General features: G+C 73.4%; 19 protein-coding genes. 17 read left to right on the forward strand and 2 right to left on the reverse strand.

Annotated features, from left to right (window positions below; all coding sequences use genetic code 11):
• The first annotated feature begins 116 nt into the window (after positions 1-116).
• From ACQP17_RS32405 to hypE, 14 genes are all read left to right on the forward strand, one after another.
• The gene (locus ACQP17_RS32405) at positions 117-1,205 is read left to right on the forward strand and encodes a hydrogenase expression protein HypE (protein WP_364874202.1); all 1,089 of its coding nucleotides are present in this window, start codon (positions 117-119) and stop codon (positions 1,203-1,205) included.
• 90 nt (positions 1,206-1,295) lie between these two features.
• Positions 1,296-3,080, forward strand: coding sequence for a nickel-dependent hydrogenase large subunit (locus ACQP17_RS32410; RefSeq protein ID WP_364874200.1), 1,785 nt, complete (start codon positions 1,296-1,298; stop codon positions 3,078-3,080).
• A complete protein-coding gene (locus ACQP17_RS32415; RefSeq protein WP_433859489.1) occupies positions 3,077-3,685 on the forward strand; it encodes a hypothetical protein in 609 nt (202 codons plus the stop codon). Before ACQP17_RS32410 ends, ACQP17_RS32415 begins: the two co-directional genes overlap by 4 nt.
• The gene (locus tag ACQP17_RS32420) at positions 3,682-4,344 is read left to right on the forward strand and encodes a DUF5947 family protein (RefSeq protein ID WP_433859490.1); all 663 of its coding nucleotides are present in this window, start codon (positions 3,682-3,684) and stop codon (positions 4,342-4,344) included. The genes ACQP17_RS32415 and ACQP17_RS32420 overlap by 4 nt, the downstream gene beginning before the upstream one ends.
• The gene (locus tag ACQP17_RS32425; RefSeq protein WP_433859491.1) at positions 4,341-5,048 is read left to right on the forward strand and encodes a DUF6084 family protein; all 708 of its coding nucleotides are present in this window, start codon (positions 4,341-4,343) and stop codon (positions 5,046-5,048) included. Before ACQP17_RS32420 ends, ACQP17_RS32425 begins: the two co-directional genes overlap by 4 nt.
• A complete protein-coding gene (locus tag ACQP17_RS32430) occupies positions 5,045-6,466 on the forward strand; it encodes a hypothetical protein (protein WP_433859492.1) in 1,422 nt (473 codons plus the stop codon). Before ACQP17_RS32425 ends, ACQP17_RS32430 begins: the two co-directional genes overlap by 4 nt.
• Positions 6,463-7,026 carry a hydrogenase maturation protease gene (locus tag ACQP17_RS32435; protein ID WP_433859493.1) on the forward strand — a complete coding sequence of 188 codons (564 nt, stop codon included), beginning with the start codon at positions 6,463-6,465 and terminating at the stop codon, positions 7,024-7,026. Before ACQP17_RS32430 ends, ACQP17_RS32435 begins: the two co-directional genes overlap by 4 nt.
• Entirely contained in the window at positions 7,020-7,124 is a 105-nt protein-coding gene (locus ACQP17_RS32440) for a DUF6893 family small protein (protein ID WP_372509262.1), read from the forward strand. Before ACQP17_RS32435 ends, ACQP17_RS32440 begins: the two co-directional genes overlap by 7 nt.
• A gap of 127 nt (positions 7,125-7,251) precedes the next feature.
• Positions 7,252-7,632 carry a hydrogenase maturation nickel metallochaperone HypA gene (locus ACQP17_RS32445; protein ID WP_433859494.1) on the forward strand — a complete coding sequence of 127 codons (381 nt, stop codon included), beginning with the start codon at positions 7,252-7,254 and terminating at the stop codon, positions 7,630-7,632.
• A 3-nt stretch (positions 7,633-7,635) separates the two neighbouring features.
• Positions 7,636-8,511, forward strand: coding sequence for a hydrogenase nickel incorporation protein HypB (gene hypB, locus ACQP17_RS32450; protein WP_433859495.1), 876 nt, complete (start codon positions 7,636-7,638; stop codon positions 8,509-8,511).
• Positions 8,508-10,934, forward strand: a complete 2,427-nt coding sequence (gene hypF / locus ACQP17_RS32455) for a carbamoyltransferase HypF (protein ID WP_433859496.1) — start codon at positions 8,508-8,510, stop codon at positions 10,932-10,934. The genes hypB and hypF overlap by 4 nt, the downstream gene beginning before the upstream one ends.
• Before the next feature lie 50 nt (positions 10,935-10,984).
• A complete protein-coding gene (locus ACQP17_RS32460; RefSeq protein WP_364874184.1) occupies positions 10,985-11,326 on the forward strand; it encodes a HypC/HybG/HupF family hydrogenase formation chaperone in 342 nt (113 codons plus the stop codon).
• Positions 11,323-12,447 (forward strand): hydrogenase formation protein HypD, encoded by a 1,125-nt coding sequence (gene hypD, locus ACQP17_RS32465; protein WP_433859497.1) that lies wholly within the window; start codon positions 11,323-11,325, stop codon positions 12,445-12,447. Before ACQP17_RS32460 ends, hypD begins: the two co-directional genes overlap by 4 nt.
• On the forward strand, positions 12,440-13,549 hold the full coding sequence (gene hypE / locus ACQP17_RS32470; RefSeq protein ID WP_433859498.1) for a hydrogenase expression/formation protein HypE: 1,110 nt from the start codon (positions 12,440-12,442) through the stop codon (positions 13,547-13,549). Before hypD ends, hypE begins: the two co-directional genes overlap by 8 nt.
• A gap of 64 nt (positions 13,550-13,613) precedes the next feature.
• Here hypE and efeB read toward each other — a convergent pair whose 3' ends face one another.
• Positions 13,614-14,873, reverse strand: a complete 1,260-nt coding sequence (gene efeB / locus ACQP17_RS32475; RefSeq protein ID WP_433859499.1) for an iron uptake transporter deferrochelatase/peroxidase subunit — start codon at positions 14,871-14,873, stop codon at positions 13,614-13,616.
• Positions 14,874-15,165: 292 nt separating this feature from the next.
• On the opposite strand from efeB, the gene ACQP17_RS32480 reads away from it, so the two are divergent.
• Positions 15,166-15,582, forward strand: a complete 417-nt coding sequence (locus ACQP17_RS32480) for an acyl-CoA carboxylase epsilon subunit (RefSeq protein ID WP_433859500.1) — start codon at positions 15,166-15,168, stop codon at positions 15,580-15,582.
• Between the two features lie 101 nt (positions 15,583-15,683).
• Here ACQP17_RS32480 and ACQP17_RS32485 read toward each other — a convergent pair whose 3' ends face one another.
• Complete coding sequence (locus ACQP17_RS32485; protein ID WP_433859501.1) at positions 15,684-17,087, reverse strand: MFS transporter; 1,404 nt, start codon at positions 17,085-17,087, stop codon at positions 15,684-15,686.
• Positions 17,088-17,237: 150 nt separating this feature from the next.
• Between ACQP17_RS32485 and ACQP17_RS32490 the strand changes: the two genes are divergently transcribed.
• Positions 17,238-18,011, forward strand: a complete 774-nt coding sequence (locus tag ACQP17_RS32490; protein ID WP_433859502.1) for an ArsR/SmtB family transcription factor — start codon at positions 17,238-17,240, stop codon at positions 18,009-18,011.
• Positions 18,012-18,257: 246 nt separating this feature from the next.
• Entirely contained in the window at positions 18,258-19,904 is a 1,647-nt protein-coding gene (locus tag ACQP17_RS32495; RefSeq protein WP_433859503.1) for an APC family permease, read from the forward strand.
• Positions 19,905-20,146 lie beyond the last annotated feature (242 nt).

Consider the following 20,146-nt stretch of genomic DNA (forward strand, 5'->3'; position numbering starts at 1 on the left):
GTGGTACGTCACCGCAACGGCCCCTTGCGACGGCCCCTTCCCTCGGGATCGGTGTTACCAAGGTGAATGAAAGCCTTGAATGAGTGCTTTCGTTGCATATCTGCCGAGGAGACTCCATGTCCGCAGCTTCGCGTGCGGCCACTCAGGTCGCTGCCAACGGAAAGCCGTCCGCCGAGGACGAGTCCCCGATCCACGTTCTCTGGATCAACGCCGGCCTGAGCTGCGATGGTGACTCCGTGGCGCTCACCGCCGCGACCCAGCCGAGCATCGAGGAAATCGCGCTCAGCGTGCTGCCGGGACTGCCCAAGATCGCGGTCCACTGGCCACTGATCGACTTCGAATGCGGACCGGTCCAGGGCGCGGACAACTTCATCGAGTGGTTCTTCAAGGGCGAGCGCGGCGAGATCGACCCGTTCGTGCTGGTCATCGAGGGGTCCATCCCCAACGAGTCGATCAAGCCGGAGGGCTACTGGTGCGGCTTCGGTGACGACCCCGAGACCGGCCAGCCGATCACCACCAGCGAGTGGATCGACCGCCTCGCCCCCAAGGCCCTGGCCGTGGTCGCGATCGGCACCTGCGCCACGTACGGCGGTATCCACGCGATGGCCGGCAACCCGACCGGAGCCATGGGCGTGCCCGACTACCTCGGCTGGGACTGGACCTCCAAGGCCGGGATCCCGATCGTGTGCGTGCCCGGCTGCCCGATCAAGCCGGACAACTTCTCCGAGACGCTGACCTATCTGCTCTACCAGGCGGCCGGTTCGGCGCCGATGATCCCCCTGGACGACCAGCTGCGGCCGACCTGGCTCTTCGGGAAGACCGTGCACGAGGGCTGCGACCGGGCCGGTTACTACGAGCAGGGCCAGTTCGCGACCACGTACGACTCGCCCAAGTGCTCGGTGAAGCTCGGATGCTGGGGTCCCGTGGTCAAATGCAACGTGCCCAAGCGGGGCTGGATGGACGGCATCGGCGGCTGTCCGAACGTCGGCGGCATCTGTATCGCCTGCACCATGCCCGGCTTCCCCGACAAGTTCATGCCGTTCATGGACGAGCCGCCCGGCGGCAGGGTCTCCAGCACCGCGAGCGCCGCGTACGGCAGCGTCGTCCGCCGGCTGCGCGGCATCACGGCCAAGACCGTCGACAGCGAGCCCAAGTGGCGCCATCGCGGTGATCAGCTGACCACCGGTTACCGGAAACCGTGGTGACCGCACACCCGTAGTCGTCCGGACACCCCGGACGCTCCGGCCGCCCGTACGACCCCATTCCCGCGCGCAGAGAAGGGCACGGCATTCACGATGGCACCGAAGACAAAGGCGGCCGGTGACGGCAGCGGTCTGACGGAGATGTCCTGGGATCCGATCACCCGGATCGTGGGCAGCCTCGGCATCCACACCAAAATCGACTTCAAGCAGAAGCGGGTCGCGGAGTGCTACAGCACCTCGTCCGTCTTCCGCGGCTACAGCGTCTTCATGCGCGGCAAGGACCCGCGCGACGCCCACTTCATCACCAGCCGGATCTGTGGCATCTGCGGCGACAACCACGCCACCTGCTCGGTGTACGCGCAGAACATGGCCTATGGGGTGAAGCCCCCGCACCTGGGGGAGTGGATCATCAACCTCGGCGAGTCCGCCGAGTACATGTTCGACCACAACATCTTCCAGGAGAACCTGGTCGGGGTCGACTACTGCGAGAAGATGGTCCGCGAGACCAACCCCGGGGTCTGGGAACTCGCCCAGCGCACCGAGGCGCCCCACGCGGCCGACCACGGCTACCGCACCATCGCCGACATCATGAGCTCCCTCAACCCCCTGGAGGGCGAGTTCTACCGCGAGGCGCTCCAGGTCAGCCGCTACACCCGGGAGATGTTCTGCCTCATGGAGGGCCGCCATGTGCACCCCTCCACGCTCTACCCGGGCGGCGTCGGCACCGTGGCCAGCGTCCAGCTCTTCACCGACTACATGAGCCGGCTGATGCGCTACGTCGAGTTCATGAAGCGCGTCGTCCCGCTCCACGACGACCTGTTCGACTTCTTCTACGAGGCGCTGCCCGGCTACGAGGAGGTCGGCCGGCGGCGGGTGCTGCTGGGCTGCTGGGGCGCGCTCAACGACCCGGAGCACTGCGACTTCACCTACCGCAACATGACGGACTGGGGACGGAAGATGTTCGTCACCCCGGGCGTCATCGTGGACGGCAAGCTGGTCACCAACGACCTCACCGAGATCAACCTCGGCATCCGCATCCTGCTGGGCAGCTCCTACTACCAGGACTGGGAGGGCCAGGAGCGGTTCGTCACCCACGACCCGCTCGGCAACCCCGTCGACCCGCGCCACCCCTGGAACCAGCACACCATCCCCGCCCCCCAGAAGCGGGACTTCAACGACAAGTACAGCTGGGTGATGTCACCGCGCTGGTTCGACGGCAAGGAACACCTGGCGCTGGACACCGGCGGCGGCCCGATCGCCCGGCTGTGGTCGACCGCGCTGTCCGGGCTCGTCGACACCCCGTACGTCAAGGCCACCGGCCAGAGCGTCGTCATCGACCTGCCCCGCTCCATGACCAAGCCCGAGGCGCGCTTCGAGTGGAAGATCCCGAAGTGGAGCAACGCCCTGGAGCGCAACCGGGCCCGCACCTACTTCCAGGCCTACTCGGCCGCCATGGCGCTGCACTTCGCCGAGCAGGGCCTGAACGAGGTCCGCGCCGGACGCACCCAGACCTGGGAGAAGTTCGAGGTCCCCGACGAGTCGATCGGCTGCGGCTTCACCGAGGCGGTGCGCGGCGTCCTCTCGCACCACATGGTCATCCGGGACGGGAAGATCGCCAACTACCACCCCTACCCGCCGACCCCGTGGAACGCCTCCACCCGCGACAGCTACGGCACCCCCGGCCCGTACGAGGACGCCGTCCAGAACACCCCGATCTTCGAGGAGAACTCCCCGGAGAACTTCAAGGGCATCGACATCATGCGCGCGGTGCGCAGCTTCGACCCCTGTCTGCCCTGCGGCGTCCACATGTACGTCGGCAACGGCAAGTCCGTGCAGAAGATGCATGTGCCCACCGGACTGAGCGGACTGGGCGGATGAGCGCCCGGACCACCGCGGCACCGGCCGCCGCACCGCGGGCCGGCGTCCCCCAGGGCACCGCGTCCCACGGCACCGCGCCGAACGCCGAGGCGACCGGCCGCCGCGTCGAGGACGTCCTGGACCGCCTCGCGCAGCGCGGCGACGGCGAGATCACCGCCGCCGCGGAGGAACTGGTCAGCGTCCTGATGGACTTCTACGGCGCCGGACTCGCCCGGATGATGCACCACCTGGGCACCGGCGACGACGGCCCGCGCCCGGCCCTGCTGCGCGACGAACTCGTCACCAGCCTCCTGGTGCTGCACGACCTGCACCCCGAGGACGCCGCCACCCGCATCGACCGCGCCCTGGACAGCGTCCGCCGCCAACACGCCGCGCAGGTCGCGGAGTTCGACGCCGGCACCGGGGCGCTGCGGCTGCGGGCGGGCGACTCCGGCGGCTGCGGCTGCCCGAGCACGGCCGAAGGGGCCCACCAGACCGTCGAGGCCGCCGTCGCCTGCTACGCGCCCGAAGTGACCTCCGTGGAGTGGGAGACGGCGGTCGACGGGCCCGAGCCGGCGCTGCTGCAGATCTCCCGCCGGCCCCCGACCGGCGCCGGAACGCCGTGAGCGGCCCGGCGCCCACCCGCCTGGGGCCGCAGGCCGCCCACCGCGGGCTGCGCCGCTTCCGCGCACCGACGCCGCCGGCCCCGGAACGCTGCGAACTGTGCGGGGTGGTGCTCGCCGAGCACAACCACCGCCACCTGGTGGACACCAAGCGCCGGGCGCTGGCCTGCGCCTGCACCCCGTGTGCGCTGCTCTTCGACCGGCCGGGCGCCGGCGGGGGACAGTTCCGCACCGTCCCCGCCCGCTACCTCGTCGACTCCGGCCACACCCTGGACGACGCGGCCTGGGAGCTGCTCCAGATCCCCGTCGGGGTCGCCTTCTTCCTGCGCAACGCCGACCTGGACCGGCTGGTCGCGCTCTACCCCAGCCCGGCCGGCGCCACCGAGAGCGAGCTCGACCCGTCGACCTGGCAGACCGTGCTCGGCGCCAGCCGGCTCTCCGCCCTCCTCGAACCCGACGTGGAGGCACTGCTGCTGCGCCGCTTCGAGGGCCGGATCGACTGCTACCTCGTGCCCGTCGACGTCTGCTACGAACTCGTCGGCCGGATGCGGCTGCTGTGGCAGGGCTTCGACGGCGGCGCCGAGGCACGCGCCGCGCTCGCCGACTTCTTCGCGACGATCGCCCGCCGGGCCCGTGAGGCCAAGGAGGACGACCGGCCGTGACCGAGCTGTCCTTCGAATGCACCGGCGTACGGGCGGACCGCTATGCCGCCGCGCCCACCCTCCTCTTCCGCCTGCGCCTGACCGCCTCCGAGGCGACCCGGGTGCACGCCATCGCGCTGCGCTGCCAGATCCGCATCGAACCGGCCCGGCGCGGCTACCGGGCCGACGAGGCCGAGGCGCTGTCCGACCTCTTCGGCGAGCGGGCCCGCTGGGGCAGCACGTTGCACCCGCTGCAGTTCGCCCAGGTCTCCCAGGTCGTCCCCGGCTTCACCGGCGAGACCGAGGTCGACCTCGCCGTCCCCTGCGGCTACGACCTGGAGGTCGCGGCCGGCCGCTACTTCCGGGCGCTGCACGACGGTGAGGTGCCGCTGCTGCTGCTGTTCTCCGGCACGGTGTTCGCCGGCGCCGGCGGCTTCCAGGTCCAGCCGGTGTCCTGGGACAAGGAGGCGGCCGTGCGAATGCCGGTGGCCGTCTGGCAGGAGATGACCGAGGCACACTTCCCCGGCTGCGGCTGGCTCCGGCTGCCCAACGAAACCCTCGACGCCCTGCTCGCCTACCGCTCCCGCCACGCCCTTCCCTCCTGGCAGGCGGCCGTCGAGTCCCTGCTGGCCTCCGCCGGGGACAGCCGGCCGGCCACACCGGACGCCCGGCTGCTGCGCGGCGCCGCCCGTGCCCGTACCGCCGGCGAGAGGACCGCGCCATGACGACCGATGTCCTGCCCGACGAGACGGCGGACCGCTTCGCCACCGCCCGACAGGTGGCCGACGCCGTGCTGTTCGAGGGCTATGTCCTCTACCCCTACCGGGCGTCCGCCGCAAAGAACCGGCTGCGCTGGCAGTTCGGCGTCCTCGTCCCGCCCGCCTGGGGATCGGACAGCGCCGAGCACTCCTTCCAGCGCACCGAATGCCTCATGGAGCCCCGCTCCGGCGCCCGGCTCTCGGCCGAACTGCGTTTCCTGCACGCCCAGCGGCGCACCGTCCAACGCGTCCGCCCCGATGGCGGGTTCGACACCGTCGAGCAACTCGAACTGCCCGACCGGGTGCTGGTCCCCTGGGACGAGGGCGCCGAGGAACGCGTCACGCTGGCGGCCGATGTCTCCCAGCTGACCGGCGAGGGCGTCACCGTGCCCTTCACCCGGCCCGCGCGGGAGGAGACCGAGCCGGTCCACGACGAGCAGGGCCGGCTCGTCGGCCGGCTGGTGCGCCGCTGCGCGCGACTGGGCGGCCGAGTACGGCTCACCGCCCAGCCGATCGAGGGCCCCTACGCGGCGCTGCGGCTGACCGCGACCGTCGAGAACACCAGCGGCTGGGAGCCGGACGCGGCCGGCGCCGACCGCACCGCGGCGCTGCCCCACTGCCTGGTCGGCGCGCATCTCCTGCTCGGCCTGAGCGCGGGGTCGTTCCTGTCCATGACCGACCCGCCGGAGTGGGCCCGGGGCGCCGTCGCGGCCTGTCGCAACGAGCACGCCTGGCCGGTGCTGGCCGGCGCCGGCGGACGCGCCGACGTCCTGCTCTCCGCGCCGATCATCCTGGAGGACCACCCGGCCATCGCCCCCGAGAGCCCCGGTGCCCTCTACGACGCCCTGGAGATCGACGAGATCCTCGCCCTGCGCACCGCGGCCCTCACCGACCAGGAGAAGCGCGAGGCCCGCGGCACCGACCCGCGCGCCGCCGAGGTCATCGAACTCGCCGACACCATGCCCCCCGAGGTGCTGGAGCGCCTGCACGGCGCGGTCCGGGCGTTGCGCGAGGTCACCGGTCCCGGTCCGGCCGCCCCCGACGCCTTCGCCCCCGACGTGCCGGGCACCCGCCCGGACACCCCCTGGTGGGACCCGGAGAGCGACCGCAGTGTCGACCCCGTGCGCGACCGGATCACCGTCGACGGTCGGTCGGTCGGCGCCGGCAGCCGGGTGGTGCTGCGGCCGGGACTGCGGCGCACCGACGCCCAGGACCTCTTCCTCCAGGGCCGCACCGCGCAGGTGGAGGCCGTGCTTCACGACGTCGACGGCGGGGTGCACCTCGCGGTGACCGTGGACGGCGACCCGGGCGCCGACATCCGTCGGGAACAGGGCCGCTTCCTGTACTTCCAACCCGACGAGATCGCTCCTCTGGAGGACGCGTGAGCGCGCACCCGGCCGGCAAGCCGCCCCTCAAGACGCTGATCGCCGGCGTCGGCAACATCTTCCTCGGCGACGACGGTTTCGGCGTCGAGGCCGTCCGCCGGCTCGGGGAGCACGAACTCCCCGAGGACGTCGAGGTCGTCGACATCGGCGTCCGGGGCGTCCACCTCGCCTACCGGATGCTCGACGGCTACCACACGGTGCTTCTGGTGGACGCCGCCGCGCGCGGCGACGAGCCCGGCACCGTCCACCTCCTCGACGCCGGCGACCCGGCCACCGCCCGCCCGCGGACCACCGCGCTCGACGGCCACCACATGACCCCCGACACCGTGCTCGCGCTGCTCGACACGCTCAGCGCGGGCACCGACGGCCGGCGCCCGGACCGGGTGCTGGTCGTCGGCTGCGAGCCCGCCGAGGTCGACGAAGGCATCGGGCTCAGCGCACCGGTCGCCGCCGCGGTCGACGAGGCCGTGGCGCTGATCCTGCAACTCGTCGGCGCCGCGGAGCCCACCCCGTCGGCCGCCGGACCGCACACCAGTGAGAGGAACTCGACACCATGCTGAAGCTCGCCATGAGCGGGGTGCTCGCCGCCGCGCTCGCCGTCGTCATGAGGGCCGTACTCCCCGACATCAAGCGCTACATGCGGATGCGCGCCATGTGACCGGGCGGCGCTGCACCGAACGGTGTACGCCGCCGCGCCACCCCGGCGAGGCACCCCGGCCGGCCTTTGGACGCGCCGTCTAATGAAGCCGAGCGGCCCCGGTCGTCCCCGTACCAGAGAGGGACCGATGCACGAGATGTCCATCGCGCTTGCGGTCGTGGACCAGGTCGCCGGCGCGGCCCGGCCGGACGGGGCCGGCACGGTCCACAGCGTCCGCCTGCAGGTCGGCGAACTGGCCGGCGTGGTCTCCGACGCGCTGGCCTTCTCCTTTTCCCTCGCCTGTGCCGGAACCGTGCTGGAGGGCGCGGAACTGGTCACCGAGCCGGTGCCGGCCCGCGCCCGCTGCGGCCCCTGCGCCGACTCCTGGCCGGTGGGCATGCCCCCGCAGCTGAGCTGTCCGGGTTGCGGCGGGGCGAGCGGCGAGCTGCTCTCCGGCCGGGAACTGCAGATCGTCAGCGTGTGCTGGAACGACGCTCCGGCACACCCACCGACTCACGAGGAGCGCTGAACCATGTGCCGTGTCGTCGACCTGCAACAGGCGGTCCTCGCCAAGAACGACGCCTGCGCCCACACCCTGCGCGAGGACCTCGCCGCCCGGGGCACCGCGCTGGTCAATCTGCTCTCCAGCCCCGGCAGCGGCAAGACCGCCCTGCTGGAACGGGAACTCACCCTCGCCCACAGCCGCCACATCCCGGTCGCCGCACTCACCGCCGACCTCGCGACGGAGAACGACGCGGTGCGGCTGGCCCGCTCCCAGGTCCCCGTCAAACAGGTGCTCACCGACGGGCTGTGTCATCTGGAGGCGGAGATGCTCGGCGGGCACCTGCACGGCTGGCTGCCCGCCGACACCCGGCTGCTGTTCATCGAGAACGTCGGCAACCTGGTCTGCCCGGCCTCCTACGACCTGGGGGAGACGCTGCGCGTCGTGCTGGCCTCGGTCACCGAGGGCGAGGACAAACCGCTGAAGTACCCCACCGCCTTCGGACTCGCCCATCTGGTCGTGGTCACCAAGATGGACATCGCCGACGCGGTCTCCTTCGACGAGGCGGAGTTCCGCGCCAACGTCGAACGGATCAACCCCGGTGTCGAGATCGTGCTCACCTCGGTCCGCGGCGGCACCGGCGACGGGGTGCTGCTGGACCGGGCGCTGGCGGCGCGCGACGGGGCCCCGGTCCACATCCCGGTCATGACCCGCACCTCCCACCACGTGCACGACGTCGAGGACGGCCGGCCGTACGAGGCGGGCCACCCGCACGACGGCGCCCACCCGCACGGGCACCCCCACGACGGGCACCCCCACGACGGTGAGCACACCCACGCGCCGCGGACCCCCGGCGGCCGTCCGCACCCGACCGGCTCCGACACCGTGGCGTCGAGCCGCTCATGACCACAGGGCAGGTCGACGGGGCCCTCGCCACGGCCCCCGCGGCAGCCGCCGCCCGCCGCCGGATCACCGTGCGCGGCGTCGTCCAGGGCGTGGGCTTCCGCCCGTTCGTCCACACCCTCGCCACCGCACTCGGCCTGACCGGCCATGTCACCAACACCGGTGACGGCGTGGTCGCCGAGGTCGAGGGCGCTCCCGCCGCGCTCGCCCGCTTCGCGGAGCGCCTCGGCGCCGAGGCGCCCCCGCTTGCCGTGGTGGAGGCCGTCGACGGCACGGACATCGCGGTGACCGGTGACACCGGCTTCCGGATCCTGCCCTCCCGCGCCGACGGCCCCTCGCGCACCCTGGTCTCCCCGGACGCCGCCACCTGCGACGCCTGCCTCGCCGAGCTGACCGACCCGGCCGACCGCCGCCACCGGCACCCCTTCCTCACCTGCACCCACTGCGGGCCGCGCTTCACCATCGTCACCGCGGTGCCCTACGACCGTGCCCTGACCACCATGGCCCGCTTCCCGATGTGCGCCCGCTGCGCGCGCGAGTACGCGGACCCCACCGACCGGCGCTTCCACGCCCAGCCCATCGCCTGCCACGACTGCGGCCCCCGGCTGCGGCTGCTGACCGCGGACCCGGACGACCGCACCCGCCCGCCGCACCCGGCGCCCGGCCCCGACCCGGTCGCCGACGCCCGCCGGCTGCTCGCCGACGGCGCGATCGTCGCCGTCAAGGGCCTGGGCGGCTACCATCTGGTCTGCGACGCCACCAGCGACACCGCCGTCAGCACCCTGCGAGACCGCAAGTCCCGCGGGGACAAGCCCTTCGCCCTGATGGCACGTCAACTCGACGACATCGCACACCTGGTACGGCTGCGGGACGAGGAGCGCGCGCTGCTCACCGGGCCGGCACGCCCCATCGTGCTGCTGCGCCGCGCCCCGCACCCCTCTCCGCCGCCCGGCGCGCCCACCCTCTCCGCCGCTGTCGCCCCCGGCAGCCCCGACCTCGGCGTCATGCTGCCGTACACCCCGCTGCACCATCTGCTGCTGGGCCTGCCCGGCGACCCGCCCGGCCCCCGGCTGCTCGTGATGACCAGCGGCAACCTCGCGGGCGAACCGATCGTCACCGACGACGACGAGGCCGTGGTGCGGCTGGCACGGCTGGCGGACGCCTGGCTCACCCACGACCGGCCGATCCACCTCCCGTGCGACGACTCCGTGGTCCGTCTCAGCGAAGGGGAGCCGCTGTTCGTCCGACGCTCGCGCGGCTACGCGCCCCTCCCCGTCCCGCTGCCGGTGGCGGTGCGGCCGGTGCTCGCGGCGGGCGGTGACCTGAAGAACGTGCTCTGCCTCGCCGAGGGCCGCCGCGCCTGGCTGTCCGCGCACATCGGCGACATGGACGACCTGGCGACCCAACTCGCCTTCGAGCGGGCCGCCTCGCACCTGGAGACGGTCACCGGGGTGCGTCCCCAGCTCCTCGCCGCCGACCGGCACCCCGGCTACCGCTCCGGCCGCTGGGCCGAGCGTCACACCGCGGGCCGGGCGCTGGTACGCGTCCAGCACCATCACGCGCACATCGCCGCGGCCATGGCCGAACACGGCCTGGGCGACCGCCGGCCGGTCATCGGCGTCGCCTTCGACGGCACCGGCTACGGCGACGACCACGCCGTGTGGGGCGGCGAGATCCTGCTCGCCGACTACGACGGATACCGCCGCTTCGGACAGCTCGCCTATGTGCCGCTGCCCGGCGGCGACGCCACCGTGCGGCGCCCCTACCGGATGGCCCTGACCCATCTGCGCGCCGCCGGCATCGACTGGGCCGCCGACCTGCCGCCGGTCACGGCCTGCCCGCCGGAGGAACGACCGCTGCTGGCACGGCAGTTGGAGCGCAATCTGCACTGCGTGCCGACCTCCAGCATGGGCCGGCTCTTCGACGCCGTGTCCTCGCTGGCCGGGATCTGCCACCACGCCGGTTACGAGGCCCAGGCCGCCGTCGCCCTCGAAGCCGCGGCGCTCACCGCGGGCGAGGACCACGGCCCCGGCTACACCTTCGCGCTGCACGACGCGCCGACGGGCCGGGGCGGCGCCGACACCGTCGCCGACCCGGCCCCGGTGTTCACCGCCATCGTCGAGGACCTCCGCGCGGGCACCGCCCCGGCGTTGATCGCGGCCCGCTTCCACGCCGCGGTCGCCGACCTCGTACGGCGCGGCTGTGTGCTGGCCCGGCAGCGTGCCGGACTGACCACCGTGGCGCTGACCGGCGGCGTCTTCGCCAACACCCTGCTGGCCGAGGCCACCGCCCGCCTCCTGCGGGAGGAGGGGTTCACCGTCCTGCGCCACCGCCGCGTCCCGCCCAACGACGGCGGCCTGGCGCTCGGCCAGGTCGTCGTGGCGGCCCGCGCGGTCCCCGTGTTCGGCGGGGTGGGCGTGCCCTGAGCGGTGCCCCGACGAGGCAGACGCAACGCACCCATGACGAGGAGAGGCCCATGTGCCTGGCGGTACCCGGCAAGGTATTGGACATCGAGGAACGGGACGGCACCCGCATGGCCACCGTCGATTTCGGCGGGGTGGTCAAGGAGGTGTGCCTGGAGTACGTCCCCGATCTGCGGGTCGGCGAGTACGCCATCGTCCATGTCGGCTTCGCGCTGCAGCGCCTGGACGAGGAATCCGCCCGGCACACCCTCGCCCTGTTCGAGGAACTGGGCCTGCTGCAGGAGGAGTTCGGCGACCCCTGGGAGGCGGCGGCCGACCGGGGCGGTGACGGGGCCGTCGCCGCGGGTGCGCCGGCGGCGGGGTCCGCGGACGGCGTGACGGAGGCGAGCCGGTGAAGTACATCGACGAATTCCAGGATCCGGCGCTGGCGCGGCGACTGCTCGACGAGATCAGGGAGACGGTGACCCGTCCCTGGGCCCTGATGGAGGTCTGCGGTGGTCAGACCCACACCATCATCCGACACGGCATCGATCAACTGCTGCCCGACAAGGTGGAGTTGATCCACGGACCGGGCTGCCCGGTGTGTGTGACGCCGCTGGAGGTCATCGACAAGGCGCTGGAGATCGCCTCCCGCCCCGACGTGATCTTCTGCTCCTTCGGCGACATGCTCCGGGTGCCCGGCACCGACCGCGACCTGTTCCAGGTGCGCAGCCACGGCGGTGACGTCCGCGTCGTCTACTCCCCGCTCGACGCCCTGAAGATCGCCCAGCAGAATCCGCACCGCGAGGTGGTGTTCTTCGGCATCGGTTTCGAAACCACCGCCCCGCCCAACGCCATGACGGTCCATCAGGCCCGCAAGCTCGGCATCCCCAACTTCAGCCTGCTGGTCTCGCACGTCCGGGTGCCGCCCGCCATCGAGGCGATCATGACCTCGCCCAGCTGCCGGGTCCAGGCCTTCCTGGCCGCCGGCCATGTGTGCAGCGTGATGGGCACCCGGGAGTACCCGGAGCTGGCCGAACGGTTCGGGGTGCCGATCGTGGTCACCGGCTTCGAGCCGCTGGACATCCTGGAGGGCATCCGCCGCACCGTGTGCCAGCTGGAGCGCGGCGAGCACACCGTCGACAACGCCTATCCGCGCGCGGTGCGCCCCGAGGGCAACCCGGCGGCCCAGGCCATGCTCGCCGATGTCTTCGAGGTCACCGACCGCGCCTGGCGCGGCATCGGCACCATTGCGGCCAGCGGCTGGCGCCTGTCGGAGCGCTACCGCGAATACGACGCCGAGTACCGCTTCTCCGTCGAGGGCATCACCACCCGCGAGCCCGACGCCTGCCGCAGCGGGGAGGTCCTCCAGGGGCTGATCAAGCCGCACGAGTGCGAGGCCTTCGGCGGCAGCTGCACCCCGCGCAGCCCGCTCGGCGCCACCATGGTCTCCAGCGAGGGCGCCTGCGCCGCCTACTACCTCTACCGCCGACTCGGCATCCCGTCCACCCCGCAGGAGGCGAGCCCCGTTGCCTGACACCACCCGATCCGCCCACGGCGCCCCCACCCCGGCCGAACGCGGCCTGCCCACCGTCGACATCTCCGGCTGGACCTGCCCCACCCCGGTCCGCGACCAGCCCCGGATCGTGATGGGGCACGGCGGCGGCGGCGCGCTGTCCGCCGAACTCGTCCAGCAGATCTTCGCCCCGGCCTTCGGCGGCGAGGTCCTCGCCCAGCTCGGCGACTCCGCGGCGGTCTCCCTCGGCGGCGTACGCCTGGCGTTCTCCACCGACTCCTACGTCGTGCGGCCGCTGTTCTTCCCGGGCGGCTGCATCGGCGACCTCGCGGTCAACGGCACGGTCAACGACCTCGCCATGAGCGGCGCCCGGGCCGCCTACCTCTCCTGCGGCTTCATCCTGGAGGAAGGCGTCGAGATGCCGGTGGTCGCCGGGGTCGCCGATGCCATGGGCGCGGCCGCGCGGGCAGCCGGTGTCGAGGTGGCCACCGGCGACACCAAGGTGGTCGAGTCCGGCCACGGCGACGGCGTCTATCTCAACACCGCCGGTATCGGGCTGATCCCGGCGGGCGTCGATCTGCGGCCGCAGCGTGTCGTCCCCGGCGATGTGGTGATCGTCAGCGGCGACATCGGGCTGCACGGTGTGGCGATCATGAGCGTGCGGGAGGGCCTGGAATTCGGCGTGGAGATCGAGAGCGACTGCGCGGCGCTCGGCGGCCTCGTCGAGTCCATGCTCGCCGTCACGCCCGATCTGCACGTACTGCGCGACCCCACCCGGGGCGGACTGGCCGCGGCCCTGTGCGAGATCGCCACCGCGTCCTGCACCGGCGTCGTCATCGAGGAGGGCGCCGTTCCCGTCCCGCCGGCCGTCGCCAACGCCTGCGCGATCCTCGGCCTGGACCCGATGTACGTCGCCAACGAGGGCAAGCTCGTGGCGTTCGTCCCGCGTGAGCATGCCGACGCGGTACTGGACGCGATGCGTGCGCACCCGCTGGGCGCCGGCGCCGCGATCATCGGCGAGACCGTCGAGACCCACCCCGGCATGGTCGTCGCCCGCACCTCGCTGGGCGGTACCCGGGTGGTCGATCTGCCGCTGGGCGAGCAGCTGCCGCGGATCTGCTGAGGGCGGTCACCGCGAAGGGCGGTGGCCCGGCGTCACAGCGCCGGGCCACCGCCCTCCGTGTCGCTCAGGCCTTCTCCAGCAGCCGGGAGCCGAACCAGTCGCCGGCGTCCCGCACCCCGGGCAGGTTGAAGAAGTAGCCGCCCCCGATGGGCGTGACGAACTCGGACAGCGGCTCGTGCCGCAGGCGCCGCTGCACCGTCGCGAACTGCCGCTGCGGGTTTTGCTGGTAGCCGCAGAAGACCAGCCCGAGGTCCATCTTCCCGCTGTGGTCGAAGCCGGCGTCGTAGTTGTAACTGCGGCGCAGGAAGCGGGAGTTGTCGGTCTTCTCGGTGCGGGGGTTGGCCAGCCGGATGTGCGCGTCGAGCGGGATCTTCTCGCCGCGCGGGTCGTCGCGGTAGCGCGGCACATCCGACTCGTTCCGCCCGTCCAGGGGGGCGCCGCTGGCCTTGCGCCGGCCGAAGATCCGCTCCTGGCGGGTCACCGGCAGCTTGTCCCACTTCTCGATGTGAAAGCGGATCAGCCGCAGTACCTGGTAGCTGCCGCCCAGGGCCCACTCCGGCTCTCCGCACGGCGGGGTCACCCACATCAGCCGGTCCATCTCCCGCGCCGATGCGGTGTCCGGGTTGACGATCCCGTCCTTGAAGCCGATGAAGGTGCGGGGCGACCCCGAGGGCCGCGAGGGGTTGAGGAAGGCGTCCGCGCGCCAGCGGGGGCGCAGCAGCCCCTCCGTCTCCCGGGTCAGATCGCGCAGCACATGCACGATGGCGTCGGGGTGCTGGGCGCAGATCTGCAGCGACAGATCGCCGTGGCAGCGGGCCGGCTCCAGCCGGTCGTCCGGGAAGGCCGGCATGGCCTTGAGGTGCCGGGGCTTGTGCCCCGAGAGCCCGAAGCGGTCGTCGAAGAGGGAGGCGCCGACCCCGAGGGTGATGGTCAGCGAGTCGGGCGTCGGTGTCTCCTTGGCCACCTGCTCGTCCTGCGGCTTGACGCCCGCCACCAGGGTGCGGGTCCGCTTGGTGAGCCGCTGGAACAGCTCGGTCAGGCGCTCGCGGTTCTCGGCCAGCACATCGAAGCCGACGAACCCGGCGAAGAGCTGCTGCGGGGTCACGATGCCGGCCTGGTGCGGCCCGTGGAAGGGGATCCGGTCGGGCAGCTGCCGGTCGTCGCGCGGGGCGGTCGCCGGGCGGGCCGGCGGGACGGCTGCGGCCTCCTGGCCGAGTCCCACGGCGGCCGCCGCTCCCGCCATCCCCGCCGCGCACCTCAAAAAGCCCCGGCGTCCCTCGTCCCGCGTCGGCGCCCGCCCGTCGTCGGCCTGGTCACGTCTCATCGTCCCGCCATCCTGACTGCGTCATCCGGCAGCCGCGTGCCTTGCACATCCCTGGGCGCGATGCTCGTCGCCCGGGTTGCGCGGGCCGGGAGCAACACGGTCCGGGCGCCGGATATCACGCCTGGGACGGCGGCGGGGTCGTCCGAATGGCGCAGGCGGAGCGGCCCCCGCGCGACACCGCCCCGGGGCGCTCGTAGCGTCGGGACGGTGACCTGCCCGCACCCGGCACCAGCGGGACGCCGGGGCGGCCCGTCATGCGCCACGCACCGTCGCCTAGCCCATGGATTCCCACATGAGCACCACCACGGACGCGAGCACCGTCACCGGCGAGGCCGGACCCGGCGCCCTCCTGGCTGCCGCCACCCCCCTCGTGGAGCGGCCACCCACCGCCGCGGGCTCCCCCACGGTCGAGCGCACGCCCCGTGACGGGACCGGGACCACCGGCGGACGCACGGCCCCCGATGGCACCCCGCCCGACAGCGACTCAGCGGTGTCCGAGGAGCCGCCCGGGTCCTGGCTGCGCATCGAGAGGGGCAGCGCCGGGCCGGAGGAGATCGCCGCCCTCACCGTCGTGCTGTGCGACCGGATCGCCGCGCTGCGGGCCCTCGCCGCACCCGCCGACACCGGCGAAGGGCCCGCCGGCCCGCGCCACGGACGGCGTCACCGCCCCCACCGCTCGGCCTGCTGGTCGGGCTGCTGGAGCTGCTGAACACGCGCAGACGGGGGAGTTGGGGTGCTCGCTCGCCTCCGCGGCGGCCGGGCCCGGTACTTGCGTACGGCCGACCCGCCACCCCGTGCTCCGGCCCGTCGTCACGCCCGGTCGGCCGGGCCGTGGTCGGCGCCCGGGAGCCGGCGTGCGGCGAGTGCCGCCGCGGTGAGGAAGCCCGCCGCGCCGATCAGCACCGAGAGGTGCAGTCCCGGCACGAGCCCGGTGGCCACCAGCGTGCCGAACAGCGCGACGCCCAGGGCGCTGCCGGTCTGCCGTGCGGCGTTGAACACCGCGGCCGCGACGCCGCCGCGCTCGCCGGGCGCCGCCTCCATCACCGCGGCCGTCGAGGCCGGCATGGTCAGCGCGGTGCCGAAGCCGACGCAGGCCATGGGGAGTGCCAGCACGACCCAGGGCGTGTCCGGGCCCGCCGCCAGCCAGCCGAGGAGCCCGGCCGTGCCCACCACCAGCCCGGCCACCACGGGCAGCCGCGGCCCGGTGCGCGCGGTGAGCCGGCCGGCCAGCGCGGAGCCGACGGCCACCACCCCCACGGCCGGCAGCAGCGCAGCGCCCGTGCGCAGCGCGCTGTAGTGGTGCACCTGCTGGAAATACAGCGGGGCGAGGAACAGCAGCCCGTAGAAGCCCGCGTTGAGCAGGACGCCGATGACCACGGCGGTGGAGAAGGCGCGGAGGCGGAAGAGCCCGAGCGGCAGCATCGGCGCGCGGGCACGCCGCTCCAGGAACAGGAACGCGAGGGCTCCGCACACCGCGGCGGCGAAGGCGCCGAGCACGGCCGGATGGGTCCAGCCCAGCGCCCCGGCCTCGATGCACCCCGTGGTCAGCGCGGCCGGCGCCACGGCCGCCGCGGTCTGCGCCGGCAGGTCCAGCCCGCGGCGGGCACGCCCGGCGGGGGAGTGCGGTACGTGGCGCACGGCCAGCAGCAGCGCGGCGAGGCCGACGGGCAGATTCAGGAGGAAGACCGACCGCCAGCCGAGCCCGGTGACCAGCACGCCGCCCAGGACCGGCCCGGCCCCGGCGGCCAGGCCCGCGACCGTGCCCCAGACACCGAACGCCCGGGCGCGCGCGGCCCGTTCGGGGTACGTCGTCCGCAGCAGCGCCAGCGACGCCGGCACCATCAGCGCCGCCCCCAGCCCCTGCACCAGCCGCGCCGCGACCAGCACGGTGACGGTGGGGGCCAGCGCGCACCCCGCGGAGGCGAGGGTGAACACCAGCAGCCCGCCCAGGAACACCGCCTTGCCGCCCAGCCGGTCGCCGAGCCCGCCGCAGAACAGCAACAGCCCCGCGCACACCAGGGTGTAGCCGTCCACCACCCACTGGAGCCCGGTCACCCCCGCGTGCAGCGAGCCGCCGATCGCCGGGAGGGCCACCGTGACGACGGTGACGTCCAGGATGACCATGAAGTAGCCCAGGCAGAGGGCGACCAGCGGCAGCGGCGAGCTGCGGAGGGCGGTCCGCGGGGGCGCGGCGGGCGGGCAGATCGTCGGCATACGGCCAGTGTCGAGCCGGGTCGGTACGGCGACGGCCGAAACGTGCCCGTCGTACGGGACCGGTCTCGGGCGCGGGACCGGTCTCCGGCGCGGGGCCGGGCGGGAACGGTTCGCTGTCCGCCGAAGTGTCCCCGGCGTACCGTCGGAAGCATGGATGTGCGCGGCGAGGCCGATATCGCCCAGGTCGCGGCGGTGATCGGCGACCCCTCCCGGACCAGGGTGCTGCTGGCGCTGGCCGGGGGCGGGGTGCTGCCGGCCAGCGCGCTGGCCGCTGAGGCCGGTGTCAGCAACTCCACCATCAGCGGGCATCTCGCCAAGCTGCTGGACGCCCGGCTGCTGACCGTCGAGCTCGACGGGCGTCACCGCTACTACCGGCTGGCCACGACGGACGTGGCCCGTGCGCTGGAACAGCTCGCCCTGATCGCCCGCCCGCTGCCCGTCCGCTCGCTGAACGCCGACACCCGCGCCAAGGCCCTGCTGCGCGCCCGGCTCTGCTACGACCACCTCGCGGGCCGGCTCGGCGTCACCGTGATGAGCGCCCTTCAGGAGCGGGACATCCTCACCGCTGAGCCTGCCGAAGCCGCCGGGCCCGCCGAATCCGTCGAGCCCGCCGAACCCGCCCGACCCGGCGGGGAGGCCGCCCCTCCCGTCTACGTCCTCACCCCGCACGGCCACGCCGAGCTGACCGCCTTCGGTGTCGACACCGAACGCCTCCCGCGCCGCCGGGCGTCCGTCCGCTACTGCGTCGACTGGGCCGAGCGGCGCCACCACCTCGCCGGCGGGCTCGGTGCCGCGCTCACCGCCCGGATGTTCGCCCTTGAGTGGCTGCGCCACGGGAAGTACCGCCGGGTCGTCCATCTCACCGAGGCCGGGCGGGCGGGACTGGTGACGACCTTCGGCATCCCGGCGGACCGGCTGGGGTGAGGCCGCCCCGGTCCGCCGGTCCGCCCGCCCTGTGAATTCTGTGTGTCGGCTGCGCCCCGCGCGGCCCTGCCTTCCCCCGCCCCCGTGCGTCCGGCCGGGGCCCTCCCGGCCGGGCGCCGCACGCTCCGGCGCCGTGACGGCACGCCGTGTGGAGGAAGTGTCCGCTGGTGGAGCAGGACATTTCCGCGCGCCGCCGGTCGAGTAGGGTCCGGCGGGCCGGAACAGTGAATCAAGGAGGCCGTTTCCGTGACGGAGCGTCAGGTATCAGCCGGGGGCGAGGGCGCCGGCGCGCCGGAAGTGCAGGCGCAGGAGCGCCGATTGCGCCGTGACCTGGGCTTCTGGGGGCTGACGGGCATCGGCTTCTCGAACATCGTCGGCTCCGGCTGGCTGTTCGCCGCCATGTACGCCGCGCAGACCGCCGGCCCCGCCGCCCTGCTGTCCTGGGTGGGGGCGGGCGTGCTGTGCGCACTGGTCGCGCTGGTGATGATCGAGCTGGGCGCGTCCCGGCCGGAGGGCGGCGGCACGGTCCGCTGGCCGCTGTTCGCCAGCGGCCGGCTCGTCGGTACCCTCATCGGCTGGTCCACCCTGCTGTCGGTGGGCGGCACCGCTGCCGAGATCAGCGCGATCATGCAGTACGCCGCGCACTACCTCCCGGGCATCTACAACGGCCACACCCTCACCCTCTCCGGGCTGGCGCTGGCCACCGGGCTCAGCGTGCTGCTGACGGTGCTGAACTGGTTCGCGGTGCGGATGTTCGCCAGGCTCAACAACCTGGTCTCGGTGTTCAAGATCGTCGTCCCGGTGGTCACCGTGATCGCGCTGATCGCCTCCGGCTGGCACTCCGGCCGGCTGACGGACCACGGCGGCTTCGCGCCGTACGGCTATGTCGCCTGCCTGACCGCGCTGGCCGGCGGCGGCATCGTCTACTCCGTCAACGGGTTCCAGGCGCCGCTGGACTTCTCCGGCGAGACCCGCAACCCCCGCCGGACCATCCCCGGCGCCGTCCTCAGCGGGATCGGCCTGGCCGTCCTGATGTACCTGGCCCTGCAGCTGGCGTTCCTCTTCACGGTCCCCGAGAACCTGCTCGGCCACGGCTGGCAGGGGGTCTCCTTCGACTCGCCGTTCGGCCAGCTCGCCCTGATCCTCAATCTGCACTGGCTGTCCAGCCTGCTCTACGCGGACGCGGTGGTCTCGCCCGGCGGCTCGGCGTACGTGGGCGTGGCGATCGACGCCCGGCACACCTACGCGCTCGCCAAGAACGGCACCATCCCCCGGTACTTCATGAAGGTCAACCAGCGGTTCGGCATCCCGCGCCGGGCCCTGGTGATCAACCTCGTCGTCATCGTGGTCTTCCTGCTGCCGTTCGGCGGCTGGCAGGACATCGTCAGCGTCATGGGCGACATGTATCTGCTGATCTACGCCGCCTCCGCGGTCGCGGTCGCCGTCTTCCGCGCCGAGCCGGGCGGCCGCACCGCGGGCTGGGTCCCGGGGCTGAGCTGGATCGCGCCGGTCAGCTTCGTGGTGTCCAGCGAGTTCGTCTACTGGTCGGGCTGGCAGGACCTGCGGCTCGCGCTCCCGCTGGTCCTCGGCGGCCTGCTGCTCTTCCTGGCCATGCGCCGCCCCGGCGCCCGCACCGATCAGGACGCCCCGGAGGCCGACGGCGCCGGCCCGCGCCGCCCGCTCGGCGCCGAACTGCGCACCGGCGCCTGGCTGGTGGTCTACCTCGTGGCCCTGACGCTGCTGTCCTGGCTGGGCACCTTCGAGGGCTCCGGCCGGCTGCCCGCCCCGTACGACTCCCTCACCGTCGCCGCCCTCGCCGTCGCGGTCTTCTTCTGGGCCGTCCGGTCCGGCGTCCGGCACCTCCAGGCACCCCGCCCGGCGGCCACCGCCTGAGCCCGGCGCGCGAGGGCCGTCCGTCCGGCGGAGTCCGCCCCGCCGGACGCCCCGCCGCCCGCTCCCGCGCATCCGCCGGGCCCGCCCCCACCGGGCGGCCGTCAAGCGGAACCCGGGCCGCAGAAATAAGATGAACCGGACAGACGGACTCCCCAGGGGTCCCATCAGGCCAGGTCAGACGGCCCACGCGGAGCACCGCACGGAGCGCGCCCCGCGGCGGCTCCTGCACCGACGCACCTTGG

The sequence above is a fragment of the Streptomyces kronopolitis genome (genome assembly GCF_050953795.1).
GTDB classification, from domain to species: Bacteria; Actinomycetota; Actinomycetes; order Streptomycetales; family Streptomycetaceae; genus Streptomyces; species Streptomyces kronopolitis_A.